Origin of the sequence: Rhodococcus sp. IEGM 1341, from assembly GCF_030056895.1 — a bacterium.
Taxonomy (GTDB): domain Bacteria; phylum Actinomycetota; class Actinomycetes; order Mycobacteriales; family Mycobacteriaceae; genus Rhodococcoides.
The window spans coordinates 1,517,418-1,533,013 of sequence record NZ_JASHKV010000001.1; the positions used below are offsets into that span (position 1 = coordinate 1,517,418).

General features: G+C 65.2%; 14 protein-coding genes and 1 pseudogene. 8 read left to right on the forward strand and 7 right to left on the reverse strand.

Annotated features, from left to right (window positions below; all coding sequences use genetic code 11):
• The first annotated feature begins 209 nt into the window (after positions 1-209).
• Entirely contained in the window at positions 210-500 is a 291-nt protein-coding gene (locus QM615_RS06855) for a chorismate mutase (protein ID WP_068050144.1), read from the forward strand.
• A gap of 47 nt (positions 501-547) precedes the next feature.
• On the opposite strand, the gene QM615_RS06860 is transcribed toward QM615_RS06855, so the two are convergent.
• Entirely contained in the window at positions 548-1,999 is a 1,452-nt protein-coding gene (locus QM615_RS06860) for an NAD-dependent succinate-semialdehyde dehydrogenase (protein WP_149405116.1), read from the reverse strand.
• A gap of 82 nt (positions 2,000-2,081) precedes the next feature.
• On the opposite strand from QM615_RS06860, the gene pgi reads away from it, so the two are divergent.
• The gene (gene pgi, locus QM615_RS06865; protein WP_149405115.1) at positions 2,082-3,731 is read left to right on the forward strand and encodes a glucose-6-phosphate isomerase; all 1,650 of its coding nucleotides are present in this window, start codon (positions 2,082-2,084) and stop codon (positions 3,729-3,731) included.
• A gap of 121 nt (positions 3,732-3,852) precedes the next feature.
• Positions 3,853-4,863, forward strand: coding sequence for a type IV toxin-antitoxin system AbiEi family antitoxin domain-containing protein (locus QM615_RS06870; protein WP_188078539.1), 1,011 nt, complete (start codon positions 3,853-3,855; stop codon positions 4,861-4,863).
• A gap of 11 nt (positions 4,864-4,874) precedes the next feature.
• On the opposite strand, the pseudogene QM615_RS06875 reads toward QM615_RS06870, so the two are convergent.
• Together QM615_RS06875 and QM615_RS06880 are read right to left on the reverse strand one after the other, a co-directional pair.
• Positions 4,875-6,490 (reverse strand): annotated as a pseudogene (locus QM615_RS06875) (acyl-CoA dehydrogenase family protein).
• Positions 6,477-7,079: a TetR/AcrR family transcriptional regulator gene (locus QM615_RS06880; protein ID WP_094639804.1), complete on the reverse strand. Its 603-nt coding sequence runs from the start codon at positions 7,077-7,079 to the stop codon at positions 6,477-6,479. The pseudogene QM615_RS06875 and the gene QM615_RS06880 overlap by 14 nt, the downstream one beginning before the upstream one ends.
• Before the next feature lie 61 nt (positions 7,080-7,140).
• On the opposite strand from QM615_RS06880, the gene QM615_RS06885 reads away from it, so the two are divergent.
• The 3 genes from QM615_RS06885 to QM615_RS06895 are packed head-to-tail and all read left to right on the forward strand — an operon-like array spanning position 7,141 to position 9,411.
• Complete coding sequence (locus tag QM615_RS06885) at positions 7,141-7,905, forward strand: crotonase/enoyl-CoA hydratase family protein (RefSeq protein WP_149405111.1); 765 nt, start codon at positions 7,141-7,143, stop codon at positions 7,903-7,905.
• Positions 7,902-9,149, forward strand: a complete 1,248-nt coding sequence (locus tag QM615_RS06890) for a hypothetical protein (RefSeq protein ID WP_283347139.1) — start codon at positions 7,902-7,904, stop codon at positions 9,147-9,149. The genes QM615_RS06885 and QM615_RS06890 overlap by 4 nt, the downstream gene beginning before the upstream one ends.
• A gap of 16 nt (positions 9,150-9,165) precedes the next feature.
• Positions 9,166-9,411 carry a DUF2630 family protein gene (locus QM615_RS06895; protein ID WP_068050123.1) on the forward strand — a complete coding sequence of 82 codons (246 nt, stop codon included), beginning with the start codon at positions 9,166-9,168 and terminating at the stop codon, positions 9,409-9,411.
• A 10-nt stretch (positions 9,412-9,421) separates the two neighbouring features.
• Here QM615_RS06895 and QM615_RS06900 read toward each other — a convergent pair whose 3' ends face one another.
• Positions 9,422-10,180, reverse strand: coding sequence for an SDR family oxidoreductase (locus QM615_RS06900; protein WP_149405109.1), 759 nt, complete (start codon positions 10,178-10,180; stop codon positions 9,422-9,424).
• A gap of 29 nt (positions 10,181-10,209) precedes the next feature.
• Here QM615_RS06900 and QM615_RS06905 point away from each other — a divergent pair, with 29 nt between their 5' ends.
• Entirely contained in the window at positions 10,210-11,640 is a 1,431-nt protein-coding gene (locus QM615_RS06905) for a dihydrolipoyl dehydrogenase family protein (RefSeq protein WP_149405108.1), read from the forward strand.
• A gap of 55 nt (positions 11,641-11,695) precedes the next feature.
• Positions 11,696-12,472, forward strand: coding sequence for an IclR family transcriptional regulator (locus QM615_RS06910; protein ID WP_262498255.1), 777 nt, complete (start codon positions 11,696-11,698; stop codon positions 12,470-12,472).
• On the opposite strand, the gene QM615_RS06915 is transcribed toward QM615_RS06910, so the two are convergent.
• From QM615_RS06915 to QM615_RS06925, 3 genes are read right to left on the reverse strand one after another with little or no spacing between them, the layout of a single operon-like run.
• On the reverse strand, positions 12,460-13,449 hold the full coding sequence (locus tag QM615_RS06915; RefSeq protein ID WP_283347140.1) for a 2-hydroxyacid dehydrogenase: 990 nt from the start codon (positions 13,447-13,449) through the stop codon (positions 12,460-12,462). The two genes, QM615_RS06910 and QM615_RS06915, sit on opposite strands and share 13 nt — an antisense overlap.
• Entirely contained in the window at positions 13,446-14,369 is a 924-nt protein-coding gene (locus QM615_RS06920) for a hydroxymethylglutaryl-CoA lyase-like TIM-barrel protein (RefSeq protein ID WP_149405105.1), read from the reverse strand. Before QM615_RS06920 ends, QM615_RS06915 begins: the two co-directional genes overlap by 4 nt.
• Positions 14,370-15,590, reverse strand: coding sequence for a CaiB/BaiF CoA transferase family protein (locus QM615_RS06925; RefSeq protein WP_068050101.1), 1,221 nt, complete (start codon positions 15,588-15,590; stop codon positions 14,370-14,372).
• Positions 15,591-15,596 lie beyond the last annotated feature (6 nt).

Genomic DNA, 15,596 nt, shown 5'->3' on the forward strand with positions numbered 1-15,596 from the left:
TGGCACACTGGATCGGTGATCGAAAAAACCGTACGTCATCGCCTGCATCGGGTCGGCCATTGTTCGGCCACGCGTGCAGGAGCCTGTCGATAGACGCAACGCCCCTGGTTCCGGACGGGACCGAACCGAACGGCGATGCAGTTCCGAATACGAAAGGCGTAACGGTGACGGACGACGCAGCGATCCAAGATGTGACCCGAGGAGAGACGATGGCCATGACGACGAAGATCGACTCAGAGACCGCAGTGCCCACGAGCGAAGCCGAGATCAACGACCTGCGCCAGGAAATCGATCGCCTCGATGCCGAGATCCTGACGGCCATCAAGCGTCGCTCCGAGGTGTCGCAGATCATCGGACGCACCCGTATGGCCTCCGGCGGACCGCGCCTGGTGCACAGCCGCGAGATGAAGGTTCTCGAGCGTTTCAGCAGCCTGGGCCAGGAGGGTCACACGCTGGCAATGCTCCTGCTCCGCCTCGGTCGCGGTCGCCTCGGCCACTGATCCACCCCCGGTTGGGCGCGCGGTGCGCACGCCCAACCGTCAGTAGCTCACTTCAGAGCGATGTACTTGGTCTCGAGATACTCCTCGATTCCCTCGGATCCGCCCTCGCGGCCGAATCCGGATTCTTTGACTCCACCGAACGGCGCTGCCGCGTCCGAGATCACTCCGCGGTTGACGCCCACCATGCCACTGTCGATGGCGTCGGCCACCCGTAGCGCCCGATCGAGACTCTCGGTGTAGATGTACGACGCCAGGCCGTACTCGGTGGCGTTGGCCGCGTCGATACCTTCCTGCTCGGTGTCGAAGCCGACGATCGGAGCCACCGGCCCGAACACCTCTTCCTTCAGAATCCGTGCATCGGCAGGCACTTCGGTGAGCACGGTCGCCGGGTAGAAGTAGCCGTCCCCGCCCGGCGCGGTGCCGCCGAGCGCCACCGTCGCACCCTTGGCCACCGCGTCGTCGACGAGTTCCTGCACGGTCTCGAGCTGATCGGTATTGATCAGCGGTCCGAGCTTGGTATCGGGGTCGACGCCGGGTCCGAGCTTCATCTCGGCCATCTTTTCCACGAGCTTGGTGGTGAATTCCTCTCGCACGCTGTTGTGCACGTGCAACCGGTTCGCGGCGGTGCAGGCTTCGCCGCCGTTGCGCATCTTGGCGAGCATCGCGCCGTCCACCGCATCGTCGATGTTCGCGTCGTCGAACACCACGAACGGTGCGTTGCCACCCAGTTCCATCGACGTGCGCAGCAATCGAGTCGCGGACTTCTGGACGAGAGATTTGCCGACGCCCGTCGAGCCGGTGAAGGTGAGCTTGCGCATCCGCGGATCCTCGATGAGGGGGCCTGTGACATCACCGGACTTGGACGTCGTCAGCACCGACAGCACGCCTTCGGGCAAGCCGACCTCGTCGAAGATCTGCGCGAGCAGCAACATCGTCAGCGGGGTCTCACGAGCAGGCTTGACGACGATGGTGCAGCCGGCGGCCAGAGCGGGACCGATCTTTCTGGTGCCCATCGCCAACGGGAAGTTCCACGGGGTGATCGCCAGGACGGGCCCGACCGGGGCCTTGGTGACGAGGATTCGACCGTTGCCCGCCGGGGCCGGGGTGTAGCGACCGCCGATGCGTACCGCTTCCTCGGCGAACCAGCGGAAGAACTCGGCACCGTATTTCACCTCGGCCTTGGATTCGGCGAGGGCCTTACCCATCTCGAGGGTCATCAGCAGCGCGATGTCGTCGGCGCGTTCGGTGACCTTCTCGAATGCCGCTCGAAGAATCTCACTGCGCTCGCGGGCGGGCGTTGCCGCCCAACCCTTCTGCGCCGCCGCGGCGGCGTCGAGCGCCTTCATCGCGTCGGCGGGCGATGCGTCGGCCACCTCTGTCAGGGGCTTGCCGGTCGCCGGATCGTTCACCGGGAACGTCTTGCCTCCCTCGGCGTCGACGGCCTTGCCGCCGATCCACAGTTTTGCCGGAATCGAATCGATCAATGCACGTTGGTCCATACCTCCATGATGCCTCCGCAGCGCCCGATGCAAACGACAAACGACGCGCGCATGACTCGGCACCGGATTAGTGTTGGTTCGTATGAGCGTCGATATCACCGGCACGGATGCCTGGCAGAAGCTGACCGATCACTACTCCTCGATCGCCGATACTCATCTTCGGACGCTGTTCGCCGAGGACGCCGACCGAGCGCACACGTTCACGCTCGACGCCGCCGATCTTCATATCGACTACAGCAAGCACCGGATCACCCGCGAAACCCTCGAACTGCTCGTCGAACTCGCGCGCACCGCCGACGTCGAGGGCAAGCGCGACGCCATGTTCGCCGGTGAGCACATCAACACCTCCGAGGACCGCGCCGTACTGCACACCGCGCTGCGCCTACCGGCCGACGCGTCGTTGACCGTCGACGGCCAGGACGTCGTCGCCGACGTACACGAAGTACTCACTGCGATGGGCGAATTCACCGACCGAGTGCGTTCGGGCGAATGGGTCGGTGCCACCGGCGAGAAGATCGCCACCGTCGTCAACATCGGCATCGGCGGTAGCGATCTGGGACCGGTCATGGTCTACAACGCGCTCCGTCATTACGCCGACGCGGGGATTTCCGCGAAGTTCGTTTCCAACGTCGACCCAGCCGATCTGGTCGGTGCGCTCGACGGACTCGACCCAGCGTCGACGCTGTTCATCATCGCGTCCAAGACGTTCTCCACCCTCGAGACACTGACGAACGCCACCGCGGCCAGGCGCTGGCTCGTCGACGCGCTCGGTGAAGATGCCGTCGCCAAGCACTTCGTCGCCGTGTCCACCAACGCCGAACGCGTCGCGGACTTCGGAATCGACACCGCCAACATGTTCGGCTTCTGGGACTGGGTCGGTGGACGCTACTCCGTCGATTCGGCAATCGGGTTGTCGGTCATGGCCGTTGTGGGCAAGGAAGCGTTCGGCGAGTTCCTCGACGGCTTTCATCGCATCGACGAGCATTTCCGGTCGACGCCGCTCGCCGAGAACGCGCCGGTACTGCTCGGCCTCGTCGGCCTGTGGTACAGCTCCTTCTTCGGCGCGGAAACCCGTGCGGTGCTTCCGTATTCGAATGACCTCTCCCGTTTCGCCGCGTACCTGCAGCAGCTGACGATGGAGTCCAACGGCAAGTCAGTCAAGGCCGACGGCTCCCCAGTCACCACGCCGACCGGCGAGATCTTCTGGGGCGAGCCGGGCACCAACGGCCAGCACGCTTTCTACCAATTGCTGCACCAGGGAACACGTTTGGTGCCGGCGGACTTCATCGGATTCGCCGAGCCCACCGACGATCTGCCGACCCGCGACGGCAGCGGATCGATGCACGATCTGCTGATGAGCAACTTCTTCGCCCAGACCAAGGTGCTCGCCTTCGGCAAGACCGCCGAAGAGATCGCCGCGGAGGACACTCCGGCAGATGTGGTGCCGCACAAGGTGATGCCCGGCAATCGGCCCACCACCTCCATCCTCGCCCCCAAACTCACGCCGTCGGTGGTCGGTCAGTTGATCGCCCTGTACGAGCACCAGGTCTTCGTCGAGGGCGTCATCTGGGGCGTGGACTCCTACGACCAGTGGGGCGTCGAACTCGGCAAGACCCAGGCCCTCGAACTGACGCCGGTGCTGACCGACGCCGAAGCGCCTGCTGCACAATCGGATTCATCCACCGACGCCCTGGTGCGCTGGTACCGGGCGCAGCGGGGTCGTTCGGCCTGAGTTGTGGCGCATCTACGGCCCTGGTAGGAATTTACGCACCCTGCAGGCGGTGCGGATTCCTGGACGGGCCGTAGATTGCGCTCAGCGGATCCAAACAGGTCAACCGTGCGTCCAATTGAGCATGGACTTCGACCAACGTGGGCTATTCACCCGTGCCGATGCACTCGCGTCGGGCTTCACCGACGACGACCTTCGACGGGCACGCGCACACAAGTCCATCGTTGCAATCCGCAGAGGCTGGTTCGTTCGAGGGGATGTATTCGCAACACTGGACTCTGCGCAGCAGCATGCCCTCCTGGCGCAGGCGACCTATGCCGATTCCGGCGACGACGTCGTCCTCAGCCATGTGTCCGCAGCGGTGGTTCTCGGACTCGACGTGTGGAACTTGCCGCTCGACACGGTGACGATGACCACTCTTCGGGGCCACTCGGGCAAGCGCAGTCGACGCCGATTCCTTCACGGCACCGATCTACTGGACGACGAGTGGCTTCATCTCGACGGTATGCGGGTCACACGCCCAGCGCGCACCGTCGTCGACGTCGCCAGGACTCATCCACTCGAGGTAGCGGTGTGTCTCGGTGATCGGGCATTGCGGCATGGCCTCACCACAATCGACGAACTCGAGAAATGCTGCGATGCGGCGCACCACCGAAGCGGTGCCGGACGCGCTCGACGTGCGATCGGCGCGATGAGTGCACGCAGCGACAGTGTCGGCGAAAGTCGATCGCGACTGATCCTGCAGACAGTGTCGACTCCGCTGTCCAATCAGACGGTCTTCGACGAAGACGGTCGACGCATCGCCCGTACCGACTTCCTGTTTCCCGACCTGGCCGAGGTGATCGCCGAGTTCGACGGGGAAGACAAGTACGGTCCGCAGCCACGGCAAGCAATCATCGCAGAGAAGAATCGCCACAACCGACTCGCCGAGCAGGGCAGGACCGTCTTCAGATTCGACTGGCGGGACTTGTCGACTCCGCAGGTCATCATCGACCGGCTTCATGCTGCCTATCGGCGTGCATTGCTCCTCGGCACGCCGAGTGGACGGTACGCCGAGCTACCCCTCCCCGCAGCTACGGCGCTCGTAGGAATATGCGCACCCTACAGGCGGTGCGAATTCCCACGAGGGGCGTAGATCCGATACCCCTACACCCGCGCCAACACCGCCTCCGTATCGACGCCGACGGGCAGGGTGCCGAAGGCAATGCCCCAGTCACGGTCGAGTCGAGTGGCGCAGAAGGCATCGGCCACAGCGGAATTGCCGTGCATCACCAGTTGCGCGCCCTGGAAGGTCAGGGCCATCAGTTCGACGACTCGCCTGGCCCGGTATTCCATGTCGGAGGTATCGGAGAGTTCCTTGCCGACGCGGGCGATGGCGTCGTCCAGGCGAGAATCCACGCCCGACGCCTGGCCGATCTCACCGAAGAAGGCCTCGACACTGTCGGGTTGACGGGCCAGTGCGCGTAGGGAATCGAGTGCGGCGACGTTGCCGGAGCCTTCCCAGATCGACATCAGCGGCGATTCGCGGAACAACCGAGGCATACCCGATTCCTCGACATAGCCGTTGCCACCGAGACATTCGAGTGCTTCGGCGGCGTGGGCCGGTGCCCTCTTGCATACCCAGTACTTGGTGACGGCCAACGCGATTCGGCGCAGCGCACTCTCCTGCTCGTCGCCGCGGGCGGAGCCGTCGGTGGCCTGCGCCAGGCGAATCATGGCAGCGGTGGCGGCCTCGGATTCGACGGTCAAGTCTGCCAGTACGTTTCGCATCAGAGGCTGGTCCACAAGGGCAGCCCCGAACGCAGCTCGATGACGCGCGTGATGGACTGCGCGCACTGTGGCGTTGCGGATTCCGGCCGCGGACCCGATGACGCAGTCCAACCGAGTCATATTGACCATCTCGATGATGGTGCGCACGCCGCGCCCCTCTTCTCCGACGAGCCAGCCGGTGGCCCCGTGGTATTCGAGCTCACCGGATGCGTTCGACTTGTTACCGAGCTTGTCCTTCAAGCGCTGCAGCATCATTCGATTGCGAGTGCCGTCGGGCAGCACGCGCGGCAGCATGAAGCACGACAGCCCGCCGGGTGCTTGCGCCAGAGTGAGGAACATGTCCGACATCGGCGCGGACGTGAACCACTTGTGGCCGGTGATCGAGTACGTTCCGTCCGACGACGGAGTGGCCGTGGTGGTGTTGGCGCGGACATCGGATCCGCCCTGCTTCTCGGTCATCGACATTCCGGCGATCAGTCCGCGCTTCTCGGACGGAACACGCAGCCCGAAGTCGTATTCTCGCGAGGCCAGCAGCGGCTCGTACTGCGCGGCCAGAGAAGGATTGTGCCGCAACGCCGGAACGACGGCGTAGGTCATCGAGATGGGGCACATGTGCCCGGCCTCGGCCTGCCCCCAGACGTAGAATTTCGCGGCGCGGGCAACGTGAGCACCGACGCGATCGTCGGCCCACGGACTGGCGTGCAGCCCGTGCTCGACGGCAACGGTCATCAGATCGTGCCAGTGCGGGTGGAATTCGACTTCGTCGATCCGATTGCCGTATCGATCGTGAGTCTTCAGCACCGGCGGGTTCTCGTTGGCGATCCGGCCCCAGTCCTGTGCCGCCACTCCACCGGCGAGGACTCCCAGCTGCCGAACCTCGTCGAGCGCCCAGCCGCCACCGGTACGCGCCACGCCGTCGAGCAACGACGGGTCCGGGACGTGTCGAACGGACTCAGGTCGACTGCCTGGTTGAATACCTCATGCGTGTCCATCTCGAACTCCTAACGTGCGCAACGACAATGCGACCAGACCCGGTATCACGTCCACCGAGTTCTGCGATGACAACGGACCTACCAGCACTTCGCCGACGGCACCGACCAGCCCTGCTGCCGAGATGCGCACGTCCTGCTCGGGGATCTCTCCCGCTGCTATGCCGGCCACGATGGCGTCGGCGAAGGCATCGGTGAATTTCTGCCGGAACACCAACCGCTCGGCGTCGACGGCCGGGTCCACCGGTTCGGCCAACAACGCGTACGCCATCGTTCGGTTCTTCAAGGCCCGTCCGGCGAAGGTCTGCACCACTGCCGTGACCCGCTCGGCGGTGCTGCCGTGCCCGGAAACGGCCACCACTGCAGCGACCTCGCGGCTGCAGACCTCGCGAAAGATGGCGACGACCAGATCCGACTTGCCCTCGAAGTGCGTGTAGACGCTGCCGGCGGACACCCCTGCTGCCGCGGCGACCGAGGCGATCGACAGACCTGCGTAGCCCTGCGTCGAGAGCACCTCGATGGCAGCGTCGAACAGTTTTTCACGACCGGCGTCGAGCCTGGCCTGCACCGCGGGCGTCCGTCGATAGGGCATACAAGGATTGAAGCACTGATTCACTGCTTCACGCAAGAGAACTCGAGTAGGGTTCACAGACATGTCGGTACGGATCGAACGATCAGGCCCCGTCACCACAATCGTCCTGTCGCGCCCTGAGGTGCGGAACGCTGTCGACGGCCCGACCGCCCAGGAGCTGACCCAGGCGTTCGAGGAGTTCGACGCCGACGAGTCCGCGTCGGTGGCCGTGCTGTGGGGCGAAGGCGGCACGTTCTGCTCGGGAGCCGATCTCGAGGCACTCGGGACATCGCGCTCCAACCACGCCACCGAACACGGCGACGGCCCGATGGGTCCGACGCGAATGCGGTTGTCCAAGCCCGTCATCGCGGCTGTCTCCGGGTACGCCGTGGCGGGCGGACTGGAACTCGCACTGTGGTGCGACCTCCGTATCGCCGAGGACGACGCGACGTTCGGCGTGTTCTGCCGACGTTGGGGTGTTCCCTTGATCGACGGCGGCACAGTGCGATTGCCGCGTATCGTCGGAACCGGCCGGGCGATGGACATGGTCCTCACCGGTCGCGCAGTCGATGCGCAGGAAGCTCTGAACATCGGACTGATCACCCGAGTCGTTCCGGTGGGGCGAGCTCGCTCCGAGGCGGAGGCCCTGGCTGCCGAACTCGCCCTGCTACCTCAGACCTGCATGCGCGAGGATCGCCTGTCCGTCCTCGAACAGGACGGCCTCGACGAGGAGGCAGCGCTGAAGAACGAGTTTCGGCACGGAGCCATCTCGATCACCGCCGACGCACTCACCGGCGCGAGCAAGTTCGTCTCGGGCGCGGGACGTCACGGCACCCCGAGTCCGTGAAGTCCACGCGCCTGTCGGTGATCGACGAGATATTTCTCCGGACCCACCGCGGCTACGGAATTCCCATTGCACTGCAAGGTATCTGGCGCACGACCGAGACGGTGAGCAGGGAAGAACTCGACAGGATCCACGACGAACTGGCTGTAGGGCAGCTCGGTCGTCGAGTCGGCAAGCCCCGCATCCCCGGGGCACGACTTCGATGGGACATCTCATCCGAGTCGCTTCCCCTCGAGTACGGCACCGACGCGGTCGACGACATCATCGGCTGGGCCGACGCGCAGGCAGACGTTCGACTCGATCCGCAGTACGGGCCCGGCTGGCGGTTGACGGCCGCGCCCGTTGCACACGGGGGAACCGTGCTGTCCCTGGTGTGTTCGCACGCGCTGGCCGATGCTCGTGAGCTCATCGACGCTGCGGCACAAGCATTCTCAGGATCGGTACCGGTGCATGTGCTGCACCCGGGCTCGGATGTGAAGGATGCGCTCGCGATGATCGTCACCGTCCTCCTACGCTCCATCGCGGCGACGGCAAGATTGTGGGTCAGCAAGAAAGCCCGGGCCGAATTGCGAGCGTTCACCACCGCCGACAGCGGCGGTATCGCACCGCACCACGCGAACAGAATGACGTCGGTGATCGTGGATGTCGATGCTGCAGAGTGGGATTCGGCTGCCCGACGCGTCGGCGGATCGGCCAATTCGCTGTTCGTCTCCGTCGTCGCCGCCACGATGAGCGAACTCGGTTCTCCCGCAGTGACCGTCGACATTCCTTTCCGCACCGGGTCCGGTGATGCCAATGCGATCGGCATGGCCACCGTCGCCGTCCGCGGAGACGACTCGCCCGCGGCCATCCGAGCAGCCTGCAAGGAGGCGTTCGGCAAGCCGGTCGGAGCTCCGGCAGGCTATCCACCCGAGATCGTCCAGCTGCTCCCCCACCGCGTCGCCGCGAAGCTGACGTCGACGCCTGGACGCGGAGAAGTGTTGTGCTCCAACATCGGCGACATTCCCGACGGCATCACTGCCCTCGGCTCGCACCGATCGTGCGGACTGGCCACGCGGGCGATCCATCCGAACCCGTCGGGCGCACTGTCGACGATCCGAATGTCCACCTATCTCTCCCGACTGGACGGCAACTACACGCTCTCGCTGGTGTGCACCGATGACGCCCTGGCCGGATCGCCGGCCGAGCTCACCGCGGCCCTGCAGCGAGCACTTGCGACGCGGAACCTGGCCGCCAAACCCTGGTAGGTCTAGCGTTGTCGCCATGAACGAGCACGATATCCACACCAAGATCCAGCAGCTCATCGCCACCGAGCACAAGCTCCGCACCGAAGCCCAGTCCGGGGACGTCGACCCGGACACCGAGAAGGCCCAACTGGCCTCCCTCGAGCACGCCCTGGACCAGTGCTGGGACCTGCTCCGTCAGCGTAGGGCGCGTATCGATGCAGGCAAGAACCCAGACGCGGCAACCGCCAACAGCGTCGACCGGGTCGAGGGATACCTGCAGTGAACCCCGGAACCTAGACCATTCGATCCGTCAGCGCATTCGGTAGGAACCGCAGCGCCGCGTCGATGCCCCGCCACTTGAGTCCCGGTAGCGCGGCGCGCCGGGTTTCGCTCTCGATCGCGTCGACCATTGCCGACACTCCCTCGTCCAGAGTGGCTGTGAGAGCGGCACTGTCACCCGCGTTGGCCGACATGTCGGTGGCGATGAAGCCGGGCAGCAGGGTGGTGACGGCGATGTCGGTTCGCGACAGTTCCGTCGCCAACGATTCACCCAGCGAGGCCACTGCGGCTTTGCTCGCCGAGTAGGTCGCCTTGGCCCCCGGCAGTCCCCGGTCGGCGCTGACGGACGAGACGAACACCAGGTGCCCGTGTTTCTGTGCTCGGAAGATCGACAGGGCCGCCTCGGCCTGCGACAGCGCCCCGATGAAGTTCGTGTGGGCGGTCTGCAGGTTGGCCTCGGCTCGCCCGGTCCCGATCTTCGAACCCTTGCCGAGCCCGGCATTGACGATCACTCGATCGAGTCCACCCAATTCGTCTCGTAATTTTCCGAACACCTCACCGACCGCATCGTGATCGGTGACGTCGAGCGCCCGGACCGCCACGGTGATGTTCGGGTTGTGGTGCATCAACTCGGCGCGAAGGTCGTCCAACCGCTCGACCCGACGCGCACAGAGCGCCAGATCCCGGCCCATGCCTGCGAACCGTCGCGCCATTTCCTCACCGAGTCCCGAGCTCGCTCCGGTGATCAGAATCTTGTTCCGAGTGGTCGCCATAAGCGGCGAGCCTATGTCACTGTGGAGCAATGGCCTCAGAAAGCTCGGAATTCGATGTCATCGTCATCGGCGGTGGACCGGTCGGCGAGAATGCCGCCCAGTACGCCATCGCAGGCAGCGACCGCACCGCGGCGATCGTCGAGCACGAACTTCTCGGTGGTGAATGCTCCTATTGGGCATGCATGCCGAGCAAGGCACTGCTGCGCCCCAGCGAGGTTCTCGACACCGCACGAAACATGCCGGGCGTCAAGGAACTGGTGGGCGATCAACCCCTCGACGCCGACGCCGTCCTGGCCCGACGCGAATCCTTCACCCACGGTCTCGACGACTCCTCGCAGGTGGCGTGGGCCGAGTCGGCCGGCATCTCGGTGATCCGTGGCCACGGTCGCCTCACCGGGGAGAGAACCGTCGAGGTCGACGGCCGCACACTCACAGCCCGTCACGCTGTTGTTCTCGCCACCGGAACCACCGCATCCGTACCGAACACACCCGGCCTGCGCGATGCCCTGCCGTGGATCTCCCGCGATGCCACCAACATTCACGAGACCCCCGGTCACATCGCCGTCATCGGCGGTGGCGTCGTCGCCACGGAGGCGGCCACCTGGTTGCTCTCGCTCGGCGCGAAGGTCACAATGATCGTGCGCGGATCGTCGCTGCTGGCCGGTTCCGAACCGTTCGCCGGTGAACTCGTCGCCGAGGCTCTGACGAAGCGAGGCGCGAAAATCATGCTCGACGCCTCCCTCGAGACGGTGTCACGAGAGAACCCGGCCGACACCGGCATCGGCCGAATCCACGGGGGCACTGTCCGTCTCGTCGTCGACGGTACCGAGATCGTCGCCGATGAAGTGCTCGTTGCTGCGGGACGTACTCCGGCGAGTTCCGACCTAGGACTGTCGAGCCTCGGACTCGAGGACGGGCGCTACATCGACGTCGACGATCATCTGACCGTTCCCGGCCACGACTGGCTCTACGCGGTGGGCGATGTCAACGGCCGAGCGCCGCTGACACACATGGGCAAGTATCAGGGCCGAGTGGCCGGTGACGTCATTGCCGCCAGGGCCGACGGCAAGCCGCTGGACAGCAAGCGATTCCGCGCATCAGCGGATCACGGCCAGATCCCCCAGGTGGTGTTCACGCCGGTCGAGGTGGCATCCGTCGGACTGACCGAGGCCAAGGCCCGAGAAGAAGGCATCGACGTCGAGATCGTGGCCCAGGACATCGCAGTCGCGGGTTCGTCTCTGCAACAGGACGATTACTCGGGGCGAGCGCAGCTGGTGATCGACCGCGCCACCGACACGATCGTGGGCGCAACCTTCGTCGGGCCGGGTGTGGCCGAGCTGGTGCATGCAGCCACGGTGGCTGTGGTCGGCAAGGTTTCGCTCGACGACCTGTGGCATGCGGTGCCGTCGTACCCGACGGTCAGCGAGATCTGGCTGCGGCTGCTCGAATCTCGACGCTGAGTACGCGCTCGGGCACAATCGCCTCGCGGATCGCGTGGCCGAGTAGATTGGACGGGTGAACACCGAGAGTGCGTCGAAGCAGCAACCGCTTCTGGTGCTGGGCAAGATCACCGAGATTCTCGACGCCTTCTCGTTCGACCGTCCGTCCATGACCCTCGGTGAGATCCAACAGACCACCGGCCTGCCGACCTCGACGGTGCAGCGTCTCGTGACCAACCTTGTGCAGCAGGGATTTCTGGATCGGAGCGGCGACCGCATTCGCATCGGGGTCCGCATGGCCTATTGGGCCGCAACGGCCACCAAGGACCTCGACGTGCTGTCGGTCGTCAACCCCGTGCTCAAGGACATGCGAGACCTGACGACCGAGACCGCATGCTTCTTTCGGCCCGAACAGAACTACCGCGTGTGCGTCGCCATCGCCGAGACGCGGCATGCCCTGCGCCGAGACATGTACGTCGGCAAGGTCATCCCGCTCAGCGCAGGATCGGCCAGCCGCGTCCTGCTGGCCTGGGACGACGAGCTCGCCGAGCGCGTCCTGTCTCGCGAACTCGAATCGTTGACCGAGCAGACGGTGACCGAGGCAGAGACGATGCGAACGCTGTTGGCGCAGACCAGAGCCGACGGGTACGCGATCACCACCGGCGAGCGCGAAACCGGTGCCTCGGGACTGTCTGCGCCGGTGTTCGATTCGGCCGCGGACATCGTCGGTGCCGTCACCATCAGCGGTCCGACGCTGCGGATGCCGCAGTCGCAGTGCGAGGACTGGGTGGATCTGCTGATCTCCCATGCCGAACAGATCACGAGAACCCTGGGCGGCCGCTACCCCGCGTGAGACCAGGCGTCGGGATTCACCGGATGCGGCGGCATCGAACCACCGAACATCGCCGCTGCATTGGTTGCGCACAGCCGCGCCATCTCCGAACGCACCGACACCGTCGCGCTCCCCACATGCGGAAGCAACACCGTGTTGGGCAGCTCCGCGAGGCCCGGCTCGAGGGCCGGCTCACGCTCGTAGACGTCCAATCCCGCTGCGGCAACGGCGCCCTCGCGAAGTGCGGTCACCAGAGCTGCCTCGTCGACCACCGGTCCGCGCGCGGTGTTGATCACGATCGCCGACGGCTTCATCGCCCCGAGTACGGCGGTGTCCACCAGATGGTGCGTGGAATCCGACAGCGGAACATGGAGGGACAGAAAGTCGCTGGAGGTGACGATCTCGTCCCACGACGCATGCTCGACGCGACCGGCGAACTCGCCGAGCTCGTTCTCGGAGACCTCGCGATCGCCGGGCGGGCGGGGGCAGAACTTGACCGTCATCCCGAAACCCAATGCCCGACGCGCAGTGGCGCGGGCGATCCGACCGAAGCCGGCCAGTCCCAGCACCCGGCCCGAGACATCGCTGCCGAGAAGCAGTTCGGGCTCCCAGCCGGTGAACGCGCCGGAACGGACGAACGCATCGGCCTCGACGGCGCGGCGGGCAGTCGACAGGATCAGCAACATCGCGATGTCCGCGGTCGAATCGGTCAACACCCCGGGGGTGTTGGCGACAGTGACGCCCCGCTGGGTTGCCGCCGCGATGTCGATGTTGTCGAATCCGACTGCGTAGTTGGATATTCCGACGAGAGACGCCGACTCCAGCAACTCCGCGTCGAACCGATCACGCAATTGAGAGACGACCACGGAGTACCCACCCGAGGCGCAGGCCTCGACCAACTGCTGGTGATCGACTTCCCGCAGGTCCACTTCTCCTGCGGCGCGCAGGATATCCATGCCCGGCGCGGGGATCTCGGTGGTGACGAGGATTCGACTCATGCGACCCACTCGAAAGCACGGGCCTCGGAACGTGCACCTTGAACGGTTTTCGAGCGCATGGGCTCGTTCAATTCGGTGAGCAGCTCCTCCGACAGAGTTGCCATGGCCGCCAGGGTTTTCGGCTCGAACCAGTCCGGTCGCGTCGCGAACAGGATGTCCTCCGACGAGGTGTTGCCGCTGGCCCCCGGCGCGAAGGGACAACCGCCGAGCCCGCCGAGCGAACCGTCGACCATCGTGGCTCCGGCCGAGATCGCGGCGAGGGTGTTCGCGACGCCCAGGCCCCAGGTGTCGTGACCGTGGAACACCACTCTGCGATCCGGAGTTTCGGCACGCACCCGAGAAATCAGCGACGACACCTGAACCGGGACGGCCTGTCCGAGGGTGTCGCAGATGACGATATCGGTTGCCCCGGTTGCACGATCGTCGCTGGCTATCTCGATGACGCGATCCGGCGACACCTGTCCCTCGAACGGGCAGGTGAAGGAGGTCGCGATACACAGCTCGATCTCACCGTCCACCGATCGAGTGATGTCCACGGCGTCGGGCATCGCGGCCAGGGACACCTCGGTGGTCCGACCGATGTTGGCCTGATTGTGCGAGTCCGACGCGGAGAAGCAGTACTGAAAGTTGCGAGCCCCAGCGGCAGCGGCCTTCTCCACATGCCGTGGAGTGGCGACCCACACCCAGCATCGGGCGAGTTCGGCGGCGGTGAGCTCACCGATCACCTCGAGAGTGTTGGCCATCGGGGGCACCTTGTCGCCCCGCGCCATCGACCCGATCTCGAGCGACGGTACGCCGAGTTCGATGAGGGCCCTGATGATCTCGAGCTTGCGATCGGTGGGGAGCATCTTGCCGGTCAGCTGCAGACCGTCGCGCATCGTGACGTCGCGCAACTCTGCGGCGGGAGCGAAGCGATACATTTACAGGCCCATCTCTTCGTCGGTGCGGCCGAGCAGAGTCGAGAGTACTTCCCTGGTGTGTTCGCCCAGATCCGGTCCGACGGAACGAATCGGCAGGGACGCGTCGCCGATCACCGGGACGACGCCGACGAATCCGACGTCGGTCGGCTTGTCGCCTCCGGTGTCGACCGAGAAGTGCTGAATCATGTTGCGGGCGGCGTACTGCTCGTCGGCGACGATGTCCGCAGCGGTGTAGATCGGGCCCGACGGCACTCCGGCGTCGTCGAGAATCTTCAAAGCCTGCTCGCGCGAATGCAATCCGGTCCAGGCCGAGATGGCTGCGTCCAGCTCGTCGCGTCGACGCCATCGGCCGGCGTTGGAAGCTAGGTCCGGATCGGCTCCGAGGTCGGGGCGATCGATGGTCTCCATGTAGCGCTGGAAGATCGCGTCACCGTTGCCGGCGATGATGATCGAGTGACCGTCGTTGCACGGGTACGCGTTCGACGGGGCGATGCCCTCCATGCGGCCGCCCGTGCGCTCACGTTCGACTCCGTAGGCGAGGTAATCCGGAATCAGCGATTCCATCATCGACAGGATCGATTCGTTCAGCGCCACATCGATGGAACGCTGCGCCAACGTCAGCGGCGACTGCTCGTCGGGTGCCTGCGCCGCACGCTGTGTCTGCCGCTGGAACAGTGCCATGACGCAACCGAACGCGGCGTACAGTCCGGCGATCGAGTCGCCGATCGAGACTCCCACTCGGACCGGTGGCCGGTCCGGATCACCCACGAGATTGCGAAAGCCGCCGTATGCCTCTGCGACAGCGGCGAATCCGGGTCGCTGCGACATGGGGCCGGTCTGCCCGAAGGCCGAGATGCGCGTGATGATCAATTCGGGATTGGCTGCGCTGAGCACTTCCGGCGAGATACCCCATTTCTCCAGCGTGCCGGGACGGAAATTCTCCAACACGATGTCGCACTTGGCAGCGAGGTCGACGACGTCCTTGCGTCCTTGTTCGGTACGCAGGTCCAGCACGATCGACTTCTTGTTTCGATTGATCGTGCGATACAGCATCGATGTGGTGCCGGAGTAGAGCCGCCAGTTACGCAGTTCGTCTCCGGTTCCCGGCCGTTCGACCTTGATCACCTCGGCACCGAAATCGGCGAGCATGCGCGCCGCGGTAGGGGCGGCGATGTAGTTGCCGAGCTCGAGAACTCGAACTCCGCTGAGCGGCAATGCCATCGTGTT

Coding starts and splice junctions, on each gene's coding strand:
- QM615_RS06855 (WP_068050144.1), top strand. CDS start 210: ATGGCCATGACGACGAAGATCGACTCAGAGACCGCAGTGCCCACGAGC.
- QM615_RS06860 (WP_149405116.1), bottom strand. CDS start 1,999: ATGGACCAACGTGCATTGATCGATTCGATTCCGGCAAAACTGTGGATC.
- pgi (WP_149405115.1), top strand. CDS start 2,082: ATGAGCGTCGATATCACCGGCACGGATGCCTGGCAGAAGCTGACCGAT.
- QM615_RS06870 (WP_188078539.1), top strand. CDS start 3,853: ATGGACTTCGACCAACGTGGGCTATTCACCCGTGCCGATGCACTCGCG.
- QM615_RS06880 (WP_094639804.1), bottom strand. CDS start 7,079: ATGCCCTATCGACGGACGCCCGCGGTGCAGGCCAGGCTCGACGCCGGT.
- QM615_RS06885 (WP_149405111.1), top strand. CDS start 7,141: ATGTCGGTACGGATCGAACGATCAGGCCCCGTCACCACAATCGTCCTG.
- QM615_RS06895 (WP_068050123.1), top strand. CDS start 9,166: ATGAACGAGCACGATATCCACACCAAGATCCAGCAGCTCATCGCCACC.
- QM615_RS06900 (WP_149405109.1), bottom strand. CDS start 10,180: ATGGCGACCACTCGGAACAAGATTCTGATCACCGGAGCGAGCTCGGGA.
- QM615_RS06905 (WP_149405108.1), top strand. CDS start 10,210: ATGGCCTCAGAAAGCTCGGAATTCGATGTCATCGTCATCGGCGGTGGA.
- QM615_RS06915 (WP_283347140.1), bottom strand. CDS start 13,449: ATGAGTCGAATCCTCGTCACCACCGAGATCCCCGCGCCGGGCATGGAT.
- QM615_RS06920 (WP_149405105.1), bottom strand. CDS start 14,369: ATGTATCGCTTCGCTCCCGCCGCAGAGTTGCGCGACGTCACGATGCGC.
- QM615_RS06925 (WP_068050101.1), bottom strand. CDS start 15,590: ATGGCATTGCCGCTCAGCGGAGTTCGAGTTCTCGAGCTCGGCAACTAC.